Annotated in this window: 11 protein-coding genes, 1 rRNA gene and 1 pseudogene; 6 read left to right on the top strand and 7 right to left on the bottom strand. The window is 64.6% G+C overall.

Features of this window, described 5'->3' with window-relative positions; genetic code table 11:
* A 5S ribosomal RNA gene (rrf, locus tag PSEMO_RS12080) occupies positions 1–102 on the top strand; the annotation flags it as partial.
* Positions 103–233: 131 nt separating this feature from the next.
* Here the strand turns inward: rrf and queD are convergent.
* Positions 234–590: a 6-carboxytetrahydropterin synthase QueD gene (gene queD / locus PSEMO_RS12075; protein ID WP_009401082.1), complete on the bottom strand. Its 357-nt coding sequence runs from the start codon at positions 588–590 to the stop codon at positions 234–236.
* A 51-nt stretch (positions 591–641) separates the two neighbouring features.
* Positions 642–1,721, bottom strand: coding sequence for a patatin-like phospholipase family protein (locus PSEMO_RS12070; protein WP_075803301.1), 1,080 nt, complete (start codon positions 1,719–1,721; stop codon positions 642–644).
* A gap of 141 nt (positions 1,722–1,862) precedes the next feature.
* On the opposite strand from PSEMO_RS12070, the gene PSEMO_RS12065 reads away from it, so the two are divergent.
* The 4 genes from PSEMO_RS12065 to PSEMO_RS12050 are packed head-to-tail and all read left to right on the top strand — an operon-like array spanning position 1,863 to position 4,472.
* A complete protein-coding gene (locus PSEMO_RS12065; protein ID WP_075803300.1) occupies positions 1,863–2,171 on the top strand; it encodes a PepSY domain-containing protein in 309 nt (102 codons plus the stop codon).
* Positions 2,171–2,485: a PepSY domain-containing protein gene (locus tag PSEMO_RS12060; RefSeq protein ID WP_075803299.1), complete on the top strand. Its 315-nt coding sequence runs from the start codon at positions 2,171–2,173 to the stop codon at positions 2,483–2,485. Before PSEMO_RS12065 ends, PSEMO_RS12060 begins: the two co-directional genes overlap by 1 nt.
* Entirely contained in the window at positions 2,485–3,153 is a 669-nt protein-coding gene (locus PSEMO_RS12055) for a response regulator transcription factor (RefSeq protein ID WP_075803298.1), read from the top strand. The genes PSEMO_RS12060 and PSEMO_RS12055 overlap by 1 nt, the downstream gene beginning before the upstream one ends.
* Positions 3,150–4,472 (top strand): sensor histidine kinase, encoded by a 1,323-nt coding sequence (locus tag PSEMO_RS12050; protein ID WP_075803297.1) that lies wholly within the window; start codon positions 3,150–3,152, stop codon positions 4,470–4,472. The genes PSEMO_RS12055 and PSEMO_RS12050 overlap by 4 nt, the downstream gene beginning before the upstream one ends.
* Before the next feature lie 18 nt (positions 4,473–4,490).
* On the opposite strand, the gene PSEMO_RS34260 is transcribed toward PSEMO_RS12050, so the two are convergent.
* Positions 4,491–5,246: a methyl-accepting chemotaxis protein gene (locus PSEMO_RS34260; protein ID WP_372239115.1), complete on the bottom strand. Its 756-nt coding sequence runs from the start codon at positions 5,244–5,246 to the stop codon at positions 4,491–4,493.
* Positions 5,247–5,348: 102 nt separating this feature from the next.
* Positions 5,349–6,317, bottom strand: a pseudogene (locus tag PSEMO_RS34255) (HAMP domain-containing protein); the annotation flags it as partial.
* Positions 6,318–6,909: 592 nt separating this feature from the next.
* On the opposite strand from PSEMO_RS34255, the gene PSEMO_RS12040 reads away from it, so the two are divergent.
* Entirely contained in the window at positions 6,910–8,229 is a 1,320-nt protein-coding gene (locus PSEMO_RS12040; RefSeq protein ID WP_075803295.1) for a Na+/H+ antiporter family protein, read from the top strand.
* Positions 8,230–8,325: 96 nt separating this feature from the next.
* Here the strand turns inward: PSEMO_RS12040 and PSEMO_RS12035 are convergent, their stop codons facing one another.
* From PSEMO_RS12035 to PSEMO_RS12025, 3 genes are all read right to left on the bottom strand, one after another.
* Positions 8,326–9,342, bottom strand: a complete 1,017-nt coding sequence (locus tag PSEMO_RS12035; protein WP_075803294.1) for a FecR family protein — start codon at positions 9,340–9,342, stop codon at positions 8,326–8,328.
* 176 nt (positions 9,343–9,518) lie between these two features.
* Positions 9,519–11,288, bottom strand: a complete 1,770-nt coding sequence (locus PSEMO_RS12030) for an acyl-CoA dehydrogenase C-terminal domain-containing protein (protein ID WP_075803293.1) — start codon at positions 11,286–11,288, stop codon at positions 9,519–9,521.
* A 31-nt stretch (positions 11,289–11,319) separates the two neighbouring features.
* Positions 11,320–12,942, bottom strand: a complete 1,623-nt coding sequence (locus PSEMO_RS12025) for an acyl-CoA synthetase (protein WP_075803292.1) — start codon at positions 12,940–12,942, stop codon at positions 11,320–11,322.
* Positions 12,943–13,047: the final 105 nt, after the last annotated feature.

Below are 13,047 nucleotides of genomic sequence, written 5' to 3'. Positions count from 1 at the left end.
AGCATTGGAACCACCTGATCCCATCCCGAACTCAGCAGTGAAACGATGCATCGCCGATGGTAGTGTGGAGCTTCTCCATGTGAGAGTAGGTCATCGTCAAGATTCAATTCCGAAACCCCTATCTGCGAATGCAGGTAGGGGTTTTGTCTTTTCAGCGTTCAGAAGACCACGGCATGAAAAAAGGGCTTGCCTGGTAACCAGAGCAAGCCCTTTTCGTGAAGCGCAGCAACAGATCAGTCGCCGGTGTACTCGCAACCACTGGTGCAGGTCTCATGGATCCGCACCTTGCTCAGCTCTGGCAGCAGTGGCTTGACCTGGTCCCAGATCCATTTGGCGATCACTTCGCTGGTCGGATTCTCCAGGCCAGGGATATCGTTGAGATAGTTGTGATCCAACTGCTCGTACAGCGGCTTGAAGATCGCCTTGATCTCGGAGAAGTCGCGGATCCAGCCAGTGTGCGGATCGAGCGGGCCGGTCAGGTGCAGGGCAACCTTGAACGAGTGCCCGTGCAGGCGACCGCACTTGTGGCCAGCGGGAACGTTCGGCAGGCGGTGCGCCGATTCGAAGGTAAATTCTTTGAAGATTTCCACAATATCCAACTCTGAAAGCCAATGCTGGGGCGCAGTTTACCAGCAAGGTCACTACAAGGGTTGCAGATGGTCGCCGAGGGTGCCGCGCTCGACCAGCTCCAGGAATGCGTCGCCCAGGCGCTGGCTTTCGCTCATCGCCGCATGCCAGTAGCGCTGGCGACTGGCAGCATCGCCCATGAAACGCTTGAAGTCGCTGCGGTCAGGCAATTTGCCGAAGGGCAGGCGAGCCAGGTACTGCGCTGAAGGTGCCAGCAACACCACGTCCTGTAGCCGCCCGGCATCGCCGCGACGCCACGGCAGCGCCTTGTCGAACCAGCCGGGAATGACTTTGTCGGTGAAGTGCGGGTAGAGCACGATGTCCTCACCGCGGTAGGGCAGGTCGAGGTGATAATCGAGCAGGCCCCCATCGCGGTAGGTGCCAGAGCCTGCTCCCGGAATATCACGAACGCCCTCCATGACCATCGGGATCGATCCCGAAGCCAGCAGGGCATGGCGCAGGTTGCCGGTGGCCAGCGGCAGGCAGCGCGACGGGAAGTCGGTCAGTGCGCCAAGGGGCGGGGCGCTACGGGCATCGTGAAGAATGATGCGTTCGAAATGCCTGGCCAGTCGCGGCCGACCGATCAGGTTGTCGGCGATCACCGAGGACAGCCCCAGCCCCAGGCGCCCGCGATGATCGTCGGCAAGCAGGCCGTGGCTTTTCACCACCATGATGTTCAAGCGATACAGCGGATTGTCGAGAATGCTCGCATCGCGGCCTTCGAGCAGGTCGTCGAGCATGCGCTGGCAACTGCGGCTGACCTCGGCCTGGGTCACGCCCTTGGCGAAGTCCTGCGCGGTATACAGCTCGCCCAGCCGGCGCAGCGCGGCAGCCGGGTCCGGCAGGCAGGCGCTGGCAAACCGCCAGGAACCGATGGAGGCGCCAATCAGCGCTCGCTCCCGTGGTGCCCGTGGCAACCACTCGCCGAACAACGCCAGGTCCAGCCCTTGGATACCCAGGGCCTTCGGACCGCCTGCCGCGCCGGGCAACACGCCTACGTCCGCCGCGTCCAGGCCGTGCTGGCGAATCCGCGCCAGGGCACGCTTGCCGGCCTTCAGGGTCAGCGCAGGATACGGGCTGTGAATCGCGGTCATGGAAAACCCTCGCTGCAGGTGGACGGGCGAGTATAAAGCGTGTCGCGCCGCGCTATCATGTCGCCAGCTGTTTTCAGCTTCAATTAAGTTCGGCTGGGTAGACTTTCCACCGTACCCGATTGATCACGATGGAGAAACATCATGAAAGCTCTTACTGCCCTGTTCGCTACCGCCGCCCTGGCCCTGAGTGCCAACGTTGCTCTCGCCAAGGACGTGCAGCCAGACCAGGTGGTCAAGCTGGTCCAGAGCCAGCAGATCCAGTCCCTTGATGCCCTGAAGCAAAAGGCCCTGGAGCAGCACGCCGGTGCGACCGTCACCGACAGCGAGCTGGAAGAGGAATACGGCCGTTACATCTACAAGGTCGAACTGCGTGACGCGCAGAACGTAGAGTGGGATGTCGACCTGGATGCCAAGACCGGCGAAATCCTCAAGAACGCCAAGGACAGCTGATGGCGCGCCTGGCGCACAGCATCCGCTGGCCCTTGCTCGCACTCCTGGCCGTGTGTTCGCTGGCCCTGGCTCGCGACCTCGACCAGGACGAGGCCCTGACCCTGCGCCGCGACGGGGTCATCCTGCCGCTGGAGCAACTCCTGCAAGCCGCCCTGGGCCGTTACCCCGGGGCGCGCCTGCTGGAAGCGGAGCTTGAAGAGGATGACGATGTCTATGTCTACGAAGTCGAGCTGCTCACCACGGAAGGCGTGGTGCGCGAAATCAAGCTCGACGCCGCCAGCGGCACCCTGCTCAAAGATGAGGAAGATGATTGATGCGTCTGCTACTGGTCGAGGACAACGTCTCGCTCGCCGATGAACTCACGGCCAGCCTGCAACGCCAGGGTTATGCGGTGGACTGGCTGGCCGACGGCCGTGACGCCGTGTACCAGGGCGCGAGCGAGCCTTATGACCTGATCGTGCTGGATCTCGGCCTGCCCGGCATTCCCGGGCTGGAAGTCCTGCAGCAGTGGCGTAGCGGCGGGCTGGTCACCCCGGTGCTGATCCTTACCGCGCGCGGCTCCTGGGCTGACCGCATCGAGGGGCTCAAGGCGGGCGCCGACGATTACCTGAGCAAACCCTTTCACCCCGAAGAGCTGCAACTGCGCATCCAGGCCCTGCTGCGCCGCGCCCGTGGCCTGGCCAACCAGCCGACCCTGGAGGCCGCCGGCCTGCATCTGGACGAAGGCCGCCAGTGCGTCAGCCGCGGTAGCGAGAATGTCCAGCTGACCGCTGCGGAATTCCGCCTGCTGCGCTACTTCATGCTGCACCCGCAACAGATCCTGTCGAAGAGCCATCTCGCCGAGCACCTCTATGACGGCGAGACCGAGCGCGACTCCAATGTTCTCGAGGTCCACGTCAATCACCTGCGACGCAAGCTCGGCCGCAGCGTGATAGAAACCCATCGCGGCCAGGGCTATCGGTTCGGTGGGGCGGTGCAGTGAAGTCGATTCAGTCGCGCCTGAGTCTCGGCCTGGTCGGAACCCTGGTGGTGGTCGGGTTGGCGCTGGCCCAGGTCAGCCTTTGGCTGTTCGAGGTGGGCCTGCACCGCTACCTGGAAAGTGGCCTGCGCAAGGAAAGCGAAAACCTGTTGATGGCCCTGGTCCAGGGGCCCAATGGTATCGAGCTGGACCAGCGACGCATCTCCGCCGCCTACAACCGGCAATTCTCCGGCTACTACTTCCGCATCGATTTCGACAACAAGGCCTGGCGTTCCCGCTCGCTGTGGGACACCGAACTGCCCAGGCCCGAAAGCGCCGGCCTGCATGACGGTCTCGAGCTCGGCCCGGAAGGCCAGCAGTTGCTGGTGCTGCGCGCGGACTACCGGCGCCAGGGCGAGGCCATCTCCGTCAGCGTCGCCCAGGACTACACGCCAATGCGCGACGGCTTCCGGCGCATGCAGCAGATCGGCCTGGGACTCGGCCTGCTGGCACTGGTGCTGGTGCTGGTGTTGCAGCGCCTGATCGTCAAGCGCTCGCTGCGCCCCCTGGAACGCTCCCGCGAGCAGATTGCCCAGTTGCAGCAGGGCAAGCGCACGCAACTGGACAGCGAAGTTCCGAGCGAGCTGGAACCCCTGGTCGCGCAGATCAACCACCTGCTGGCCCACACCGAAGATAGCCTGCGCCGTTCGCGCAATGCCTTGGGCAATCTCGGCCATGCGCTCAAGACGCCGCTGGCCGTACTCCTCAGCCTGGCCTCCAGCGAACGTCTGAAGGACTCGCCCGAGCTGGCCGCGCAATTGCGCGAGCAACTGGAGCAGATCCAGCAGCGCCTCAGCCGCGAACTCAATCGCGCCCGCCTGGCCGGCGATGCCTTGCCCGGTGCACATTTCGATTGCGATATCGAACTCCCCGGTCTGCTCTCGACCCTGGGCATGATCCATGGCGACGGGCTGTTGATCCGCCGCGACGCACCGCCCGGCCTGTCGTTGCCCTGGGACCGTGAAGACCTCCTCGAACTGCTCGGCAACCTGCTGGACAACGCCTGCAAGTGGGCCGACAGCGAAGTCTGCCTGGGTATCCGCCGCACGTCGGACAGCTATCTGCTGTGGGTTGACGATGATGGCCCGGGGATTCCCGAGGACGCGCGCCAAGGCGTGCTCGAGCGCGGCGCGCGGCTGGACGAGCAGGTCGCCGGACATGGCCTGGGGCTGGGCATCGTGCGCGATATCGTCGAGGCCTGGCACGGCCGGATGGACTTGCGGGAAAGCCCGCAGGGCGGCCTGCGGGTGCATATCGAATTACCGAGAAGGGCGGGGCGCTGAAACCCCGCCCCGTCACCGTCACACTTTGAAGTGATCCATCAGGCTCTGCTGCTGGTTGGCCAGGCTGTTCAGCGCCTGGCTGACTTGCGCTGATTCTTCCGCCTGCTGCGACAGCGACTCGGTGACATCGCGAATGGTCGCCACATTGCCGCTGATTTCCTCGGCCACCGCGCTCTGTTCCTCGGCGGCGCTGGCGATCTGCAGGTTCATGTCGGTGATCACTGCCACCGCCTCGCCGATCTGGCGCAGCGCAGTCACTGCCTGGCCGACCTGCTCGACGCTGCCCTGGGCCTGGCGATGGCTGCTGTCCATGGCGCCCACCACCTCGCGGGTGCCGGATTGCAATTGCTCGATCACCTGCCGGGTTTCCTCCACCGACTCCTGGGTGCGCTGGGCCAGGTTGCGCACTTCGTCGGCGACCACCGCGAAACCACGCCCGGCTTCACCGGCGCGAGCGGCCTCGATGGCCGCGTTGAGCGCCAGCAGGTTGGTCTGCTCGGCGATGGAGCGAATCACTTCGAGGACCGAACCGATCTTCTCGCTGTTGTCCGCCAGGCCTTCGACCTGACCCATGGCCGTGCTCATGTTGGCGGCCAGGGTGCCGATGCTGCTGGTGGTCTGGTCGATCACCGCCAGGCCCTGGCGGGTGGCCTGGTCCACATCCCGCGCCGCCTGCGCCGCCTGGGCGGCGTTGCGGGCGACATCATGGGCGGTCGCGCTCATCTCGTGGGAGGCGGTGGCCACCTGGTCGACCTGGCGGTATTGCTGCTCCATGCCGGCGCTGGTCTGGCGGGCGATGGCCGAGGACTTGTCGGCGGTATCCCGTGCCGCATGGACCGAGCTTTTCACCTCGGCGATAGTCGGTTGCAGCTTGTCGAGGAAGCGGTTGAACCAGCCAGCCAGTTCGCCGAGTTCGTCCTGCTTGTCGTAGGCCAGGCGGCTGGTCAGGTCGCCATCGCCGCTGGCGATCTCGCGCAGGCGATGGGCGACGTGGAGGATCGGCCGGGTCACGCCGCGGGCCAGCAGCCAGATCAGCAGCAGGCCGACCACGGCGGCCAGCAGGCCCAGGACCAGCTCGATCATCGCGCCGCTGGTATTGCGCTGGTCCAGCTCCTGCTTGAGCGCTTCGGCCGGGCCGGTCAGGGCGCTTTCCGGCACGTCCAGCAGTACGCCCCACGGTTTGGCACCCGGCGTCGGGGAGAACGAGGCGAGCACTTTCAGGCGACCAGCGTTCTGCAGGCTGTGCAGTGCGCTGCCGTCACCCAGCAGGCGCAGCAGTTCGGCGCCGTTGTCCTTGTCGATGTCGGCATAGCGCTGGGCCAGCTTGCTGGCATCCGGGCTGTAGCCGGCCAGCAGCCCGGCGGGGCTGATGATGCCGATGCGGGTCTGGCCACCGTAGAGTTTCGCGCTGGCCTCCTTGCTCAGGGCCTGCAGGCTGTTCAGGTTGATGTCGATGGACAGGGTGGCGATCACCTTGTCGGCCACGATCAGCGGAAACACGATGCTGGTCATCAGTACCTGCTGGCCGGCGATTTCATAGAAATACGGCTCGGTGATGCAAGTCTTGCGCGTGGTCCGCGGGCACACCGACCAGGTGTTGGCCGGTTCGCCGCTCGGTCCGATGCTGGTGTCGGCCATGTCCTTTTCCGGCAAGGCCATGGAGGTCAGCTGGCCCGGGGTCGGCTGCGACCAGTACAGGGCGAAGCGTCCGGTCTCGTTACTGCCCAGGGCGTCCTGGTTGACGAACAGCTCGTCCTTGCCATCCAGCGCGTTGGGCTCGAACACCAGCGACAAGCCCAGCAGGTCCGGGTTGGCCTGGAGTGCCGCGCGGACCTGGCGGGTCATGTCCTCGCGCAGGTCGAAGGCATCGAGGAAGCGCTTCTCCGCCTGTTCGCGCAGGAACAGCACCTGGCGCGAGAAGCCGGCGCCGTACTGGTAGGCATCCATGAACTGGCGGCGGATGGTCAGTGCCTGGACTTCGCCCTGGGACTCGATGCGGCCCTCGGCCGCTTCGGTGAGCATCTGCATGCTGCTGGCCTTGACCAGCTCCGTCGTGTGTTCCATGCGATACAGCGAAAGACCGACCAGCAGGGTGACGATGCCGGCAAGGCAAAGTCCGGCCAGCGAGGTGATCTTCCATTGGATGGACAGCTGTCTGAACGACATTTGGCGAAATCCTTTGAACCAGAGAGATAGACAATGCCGACTTATATCGGCCGCCGGGCTGTTTTCTTTATTCAAACGTTCAATTGAATTGCGTCTTTTTCGGTCATCCAGGCGACCCTTGCACCGCTCTGGGACGCTGCGCTTTGACAATGGGGGAGGGCTGCTTCAGAGTGTGCGCCTTCCACATTACATACCGTCATTCGGCCAGAGCCCCAGGGCAGATCTGTCGCCGACGCTGTCGCTTTTTCATGGTTTCAAGAGGCTGGAAAGAATGAATGCAGTCATTGCCGCGGTCGGCATCATGCTGGTGCTGAGCCTGTCCCGCGTGCATGTGGTGATCGCCCTGATCATTGGTGCGCTGGTGGGCGGACTGGTCGGGGGGCTGGGCATCGAAGGCACGCTCAAGGCCTTCAATGGCGGGCTCGGCGGCGGCGCTACCGTGGCCCTGTCCTACGCCTTGCTCGGCGCTTTCGCCGTGGCCATCGCCAAGTCCGGCCTGGCCCATGCCCTGGCCGACCGCGCCCTGGCGATGTTCCACGGGCAGAGCGAAGGCAAGGGCGGCAAGGTCAAGTGGCTGCTGATCGGCCTGATGCTGGTGGTGGCGATCGCCTCGCAGAACCTGTTGCCGATTCATATCGCCTTCATCCCGCTGCTGGTGCCGCCTCTGCTCTATGTGCTGACCCGGTTGCAGATCGACCGTCGCCTGGTGGCCTGCGTCATCACCTTCGGCCTGATCACCCCGTACATGTTCCTGCCGGTGGGCTTCGGCAATATCTTCCTCAACGAGATCCTGCTGGCCAACGTGGCCCGCAGCGGCGTGGACATCAGCGGCGTCAACGTCACCCACGCCATGGCCATTCCGGCGGCGGGCATGCTCGCCGGGCTGTTGATCGCGGTGTTCTTCAGCTATCGCAAGAAGCGCGTGTACGACCTGGAAAAGATCGAGCAGGTCGAGCAAGTGGCGGTCACCTACAACCCGCTGACCCTGCTGGTGGCCGGTTGTGCGATTGCTGCGGCCTTCATCATCCAGTTGTGGCTGGACTCGATGATCATTGGTGCGCTGGCGGGTTTCCTGATCTTCTCGGTGTCCGGCATCGTGCGCTGGAAAGACACCGACAGCCTGTTCACCGAGGGCATGAAGATGATGGCCATGATCGGCTTCATCATGATCGCCGCCTCGGGCTTCGCCGAAGTGATGAAGGCGACGGGCGAGGTCAAGACCCTGGTCGAGACGTCGGCGCTGTGGATCGACCACAGCAAGGGTATCGGCGCCCTGCTGATGCTGCTGGTGGGCCTGCTGGTGACCATGGGCATCGGCTCGTCGTTCTCGACGGTGCCGATCCTTGCGGCGATCTTCGTGCCGTTGTGCGTGCAACTGGGCTTCGATCCGATCGCCACCGTGTGCATCGTCGGTACGGCGGGGGCGCTGGGTGATGCCGGGTCGCCGGCGTCGGACTCGACCCTCGGGCCGACCTCGGGGCTGAACGTGGATGGCCAGCACCATCACATCTGGGACACCGTGGTGCCGACGTTCATCCACTACAACCTTCCGCTGCTGGCGGCGGGGTGGGTGGCGGCGATGGTGTTGTAGGCTGGGAAGTGATGGTGTTGCTGAGGGCCTCATCGCCGGCAACGCCGGCTCCCACAAGGTTCGGCGGCGCATGCAATTACAGGCAATGAAGAGCTATCAGCCCTTCCTGGGCGGCGGCGAAATCCGGTTCAGCACCGTGTCGCCATTCTTGTCCTGGGTCAGGTACACCGGCAGCACCTTGGGCAGGGTACGCACCAGTTTCTTCACGTCGCTGGTGTTGTAGATCCCGCTGATACGCACGCTGCCGGTGCTGGCGTCGGCCAGGCGCAGCGGGCTGTCGAGATAGCGGTTGATCAACGGCAGGGCCTGGTCGAGGGTCAGATTGTCGATCACCAGCTTGCCCGTGCGCCAGGCCAGGCTGGAGTCGTTGGCGTAGGTCTGGTTCAGGCTCGGCTCGAGATCGCCGGCATGGTAGGCCGCCTGCATGCCCGGGCCGAGACGGTAGCCGCTACCCAGCTTGAAATTCTCGCTGCTGACCAGCACCGAACCTTCCACCAGGGTCACCTTGACCTGGTCGCGGTATTTCCACACGTTGAACTGGGTCCCGGTGACCTGGGTCTGGCCGCTGCCGGCGCGAACCACGAACGGGTGCTGGGTATCGTGATGAACCTTGAAGAACGCCTCGCCCTTGCTCAGGGTGACCCGACGCTGGTCCTTGAAATTCATGTAGCGCAGGGAGGTGCCGAGGTTCAGCTCGACTTCGCTGCCATCGCCAAGGGTCACGGTGCGGCGGCTGTCGGTGCTTTCCACCGACTGGTAGTCGTTGGGCAGCCAGCCCTGCTCCCAGCCGATCCAGCCGGCCAGGGGCAGGGCCAGCAGGGTGATGACCGCCGCCGAGGCATAGTGCCGCACGCGTTGTGGGCGCGGCCGCGGTTTCACCGGCAACTGCAGGATCTGTGCAGGCGCGGGCGGACGCGGCAGGTGGTCGGCGGTGATCCAGATGTCCTGCATCGCCTCGTATTCCTGGCGGTGCAGCGGGCTGGCGGTCAGCCATTCGGCGAACTCGGCCTGTTCCTCTTCGGTACAGTCCTCAGCGTGCAAGCGCATGCACCAATGCGCAGCGGCATCGGTGATGGCATTGAGTTCGTCGTCGCTGGGGCTGGCCTGATTCATTGAAACTCCCGGTTTTGACCATTCTACCCTTGCGTGGCGGGCCATCGGAACCGAGATCATGGCGAATCACTATCAGTTGTGGGATTTATTTGCAGGAAATCCCCTGCAAAATCGATTTTTTCCGCACAAACCGACCAATGGTCGGGAAAACCCGGCAAGCCGGGTTTTCCACGAGGTTAGAACTGCGCCGCATCGAGCTGGTACAGACTTCCACTACCGGCCTGGATGCTGGCCTGCAAGGACAGTACCCGTGGCAGCAAGCGGGCGAAGTAGAAGGCTGCGGTCGCCAGCTTGGCCTGGTAGAAGTCCGGCTCGTCGGTGTAATGGGCGGTCGCTACTGCGGCCATCCGTGACCACATGTAGGCATAGGCCACGTAGCCGAACAGGTGCAAATACTCCACCGACGCCGCGCCCACCGCATTGGCATCCGCGCCGACCTGCTCGCGCAGCCACTGGCTGGTGCTTTCCAGGCGCTGCAGGGCGTCCAGCAGTTCGGCAGCGTGGGGCGGCTCGCATTCGCAGAACGCACGAATTTCCGCAGCCAGCAAGGCCAGGGACTGACCGCCATCGGCCAGCACCTTGCGCCCCAGCAGGTCCAGCGCCTGGATGCCATTGGTGCCTTCATAGATCTGCGCGATCCGCACATCCCGCACCAGCTGCTCCTGTCCCCACTCACGGATATAGCCGTGACCGCCAAACACCTGCTGGCCGAGCACGCAGCTTTCCAGCCCGGTATCGGTGAAGAACGCCTTGGCCACCGGGGTCAGCAGGGCGACCAGGCGTTGCGCGGCTTCGCGTTCGCCGGCGTCCTGCGCGTACTTGGCGATATCCAGTTGCTGCCCGACGTAGGTGGCGAAGGCCCGTCCACCCTCGGTCAGGGCGCGCATGCTCAGGAGCATGCGGCGTACATCGGCATGCACGATGATCGGGTCGGCGACCTTGTCCTTCGCCTGCGCGCCGGTTGCCGCACGGCTTTGCAGGCGATCCCGGGCGTAGGCCACCGCACTCTGGTACGAAGCCTCGGCGCAACCGATGCCCTGGATGCCGATGGACAGTCGCTCGTAGTTCATCATGGTGAACATCGCCGCCAGCCCGCGGTTGGGCTCGCCGACCAGGTAACCCACGGCGCCATCGAAGTTCATCACGCAGGTGGCCGAGGCCTTGATGCCCATCTTGTGCTCGACCGAGCCGCAGCTCACCGCGTTGTCCACGCCGAGGCTGCCGTCGTCGTTGACCATGCGCTTGGGCACCAGGAACAGCGAAATGCCCTTGGGCCCGGCGGGGGCGTCCGGCAGCTTGGCCAGGACCAGGTGGATGATGTTGTCGGTCAGGTCCTGGTCGCCGCCGGTGATGAAGATCTTGGTCCCGCTGATGGCGTAGCTGCCGTCGATCAGCGGCTCGGCCTTGCTGCGGATGATGCCCAGGTCGGTGCCGGCGTGGGGTTCGGTCAGGCACATGGTCCCGGCCCATTCGCCGCTGTACAGGCGCGGCAGGTATTGCGCGCGCAGGGCGTCGCTGGCGTGGGCGTCGATGGCCAGGCAGCAGCCGGCGCTCAGCGCCGAATACAGGCTGAAGGAGCAGTTGGCGGCGTAGAGCATTTCCTCGAACTGCACCGCGAGCATCTTCGGCATGCCCATGCCGCCATGTTCCGGATTGCCGGCCAGGCCGACCCAGCCACCCTCGCGGTAGGTCCGCCAGGCGTCCTTGAAACCGTCCGGGGTGGTGACCTTGCCGCCGGCGAAACCAACCCCCTGTTCGTCGCCGCTGCGGTTGAGCGGGGCGATCAGCTGGCCGGTGATCTTCGCCGCTTCTTCGAGGATGGCATCGGCGGTTTCGCCGTCGACCGCGGTGGCAAGAGCCGGCAGCCGTGCCCACAGGGCCGGACCCTGGAACACTTCATGGAGAACGAAACGCATATCGCGCAGCGGGGCATTGAATTCAGGCATCGTGGTTCTCGTGTCTAATAAGGAGGAGGAATCAGAGCGCCTTGGCCCAGTCGCGCAGCAGGTATTTCTGGATCTTGCCGGTGGAGGTCTTCGGCAGTTCGCGGAAAACCACGGTCCTGGGCAGCTTGAAGCCCGCCAGGTGCTCGCGGCAGAAGGCGATGATCTCGGTCTCGCGGGTGTCCTCGAAGCCGGGTTTCAGGGTGATCCAGGCGCAGGGCGTCTCGCCCCATTTCTCGTCGGGCCGGGCGACCACGGCGGCCTCCAGCACGGCGGGGTGGCGATACAGCGTGTCTTCCACCTCGATGGTGGAGATGTTCTCGCCGCCGGAAATGATGATGTCCTTGAGCCGGTCCTTGATCTCGACGTAGCCGTCCGGATGGCACACCGCCAGGTCGCCGGTATGGAACCAGCCGCCGCGGAAGGCTTCGGCGGTGGCCTCGGGGTTCTTCAGGTAACCCTTCATCACCGTGTTGCCGCGCATGAAGATCTCGCCCAGGGTGTTGCCGTCCCGGGCCACCGGCTCCAGGGTCTGCGGGTCGGCGACCATCAGGCCTTCGAGGGTGGCGTAGCGCACGCCCTGGCGGGATTTGATCCGCGCCCGTTCCTGCAACGGCTTTTCATCCCATTCGGCATGCCAGGCGCACACGGTGACCGGGCCGTAGACCTCGGTCAGGCCGTAGACGTGGGTGACCTTGATGCCCATTTCCTCCACTGCACCGATCACCTTGGCCGGCGGTGCTGCGCCGGCGACCATGGCATTGACCGGATGATCGATGGCCGCCTTGGCCGAGTCGGGCATGTTGATCAGGGCATTGAGCACGATCGGCGCGCCGCACAGGTGGGTGACCTGGTGCTCGCGAATCAGGGTGAGGATCTTCTGCGGATCGACCCGGCGCAGGAACACATGGGTCCCGGCCAGGGCGGTCACGGTCCAGGGGTAGCACCAGCCGTTGCAATGGAACATCGGCAGGGTCCACAGGTACACCGGGTGGTTGCCCATGGCCCAGGTCATCTGGTTGCCCAGCGCGTTCAGGTAGGCGCCGCGGTGGTGATAGACCACGCCCTTGGGGTTGCCGGTGGTGCCGGAGGTGTAGTTCAGCGAGATCGCCTGCCACTCGTCCTCGGGCCACTGCCAGGCGTAGTCCGGATCGCCTTCGGCGAGGAAGGCCTCGTAGTCCAGCGCGCTGACCGCGCAGCCTTCGCCGTATTCCGGATCGTCCACATCCACCACCAGCGGCGGGTGTTCCATCAATTGCAGGGCGGCGGCGATGACCTTGTGGAACTCGCGGTCGGTGATCAGCACCTTGGCCTCGCCATGTTCGAGCATGAAGGCGATGGCCTCGGCGTCGAGGCGCACGTTGAGGGCATTGAGCACGGCGCCGATCATCGGCACGCCGAAGTGCGCCTCGAGCATCGCCGGGATGTTCGGCAGCATCACCGCCACCGTATCGCCCTGGCCGATACCGCGGCCGGCGAGGGCGCTGGCCAGGCGACGGGAGCGCTGGTAGGTTTCCCGCCAGTTGCGGCGGATCGAGCCGTGGATCACGGCGGGGTAGTCGCCGTGCACGGCGGCGGTGCGCTCGATGAAGCTCAGCGGGGTGAGGGCAACGTGATTGACAGGCGCGGGCTGCAGGCCCTGGGAGAAGATCGACATAGAAAGCGATGTCCTGTTGGCTGATTGTTAGCTCTGATCAGGGTTCGTGAAGCGTGTTGATTTTTACGCTGTTCGCCATGTTACTTGGAAGATAGACTATAGCAA

This window comes from Pseudomonas putida, from assembly GCF_001941965.1.
Taxonomy (GTDB): domain Bacteria; phylum Pseudomonadota; class Gammaproteobacteria; order Pseudomonadales; family Pseudomonadaceae; genus Aquipseudomonas; species Aquipseudomonas putida_L.
The sequence above is the reverse complement of the archived record's forward strand: the minus strand, read 5'-3'. Positions and strand labels throughout refer to the sequence as shown.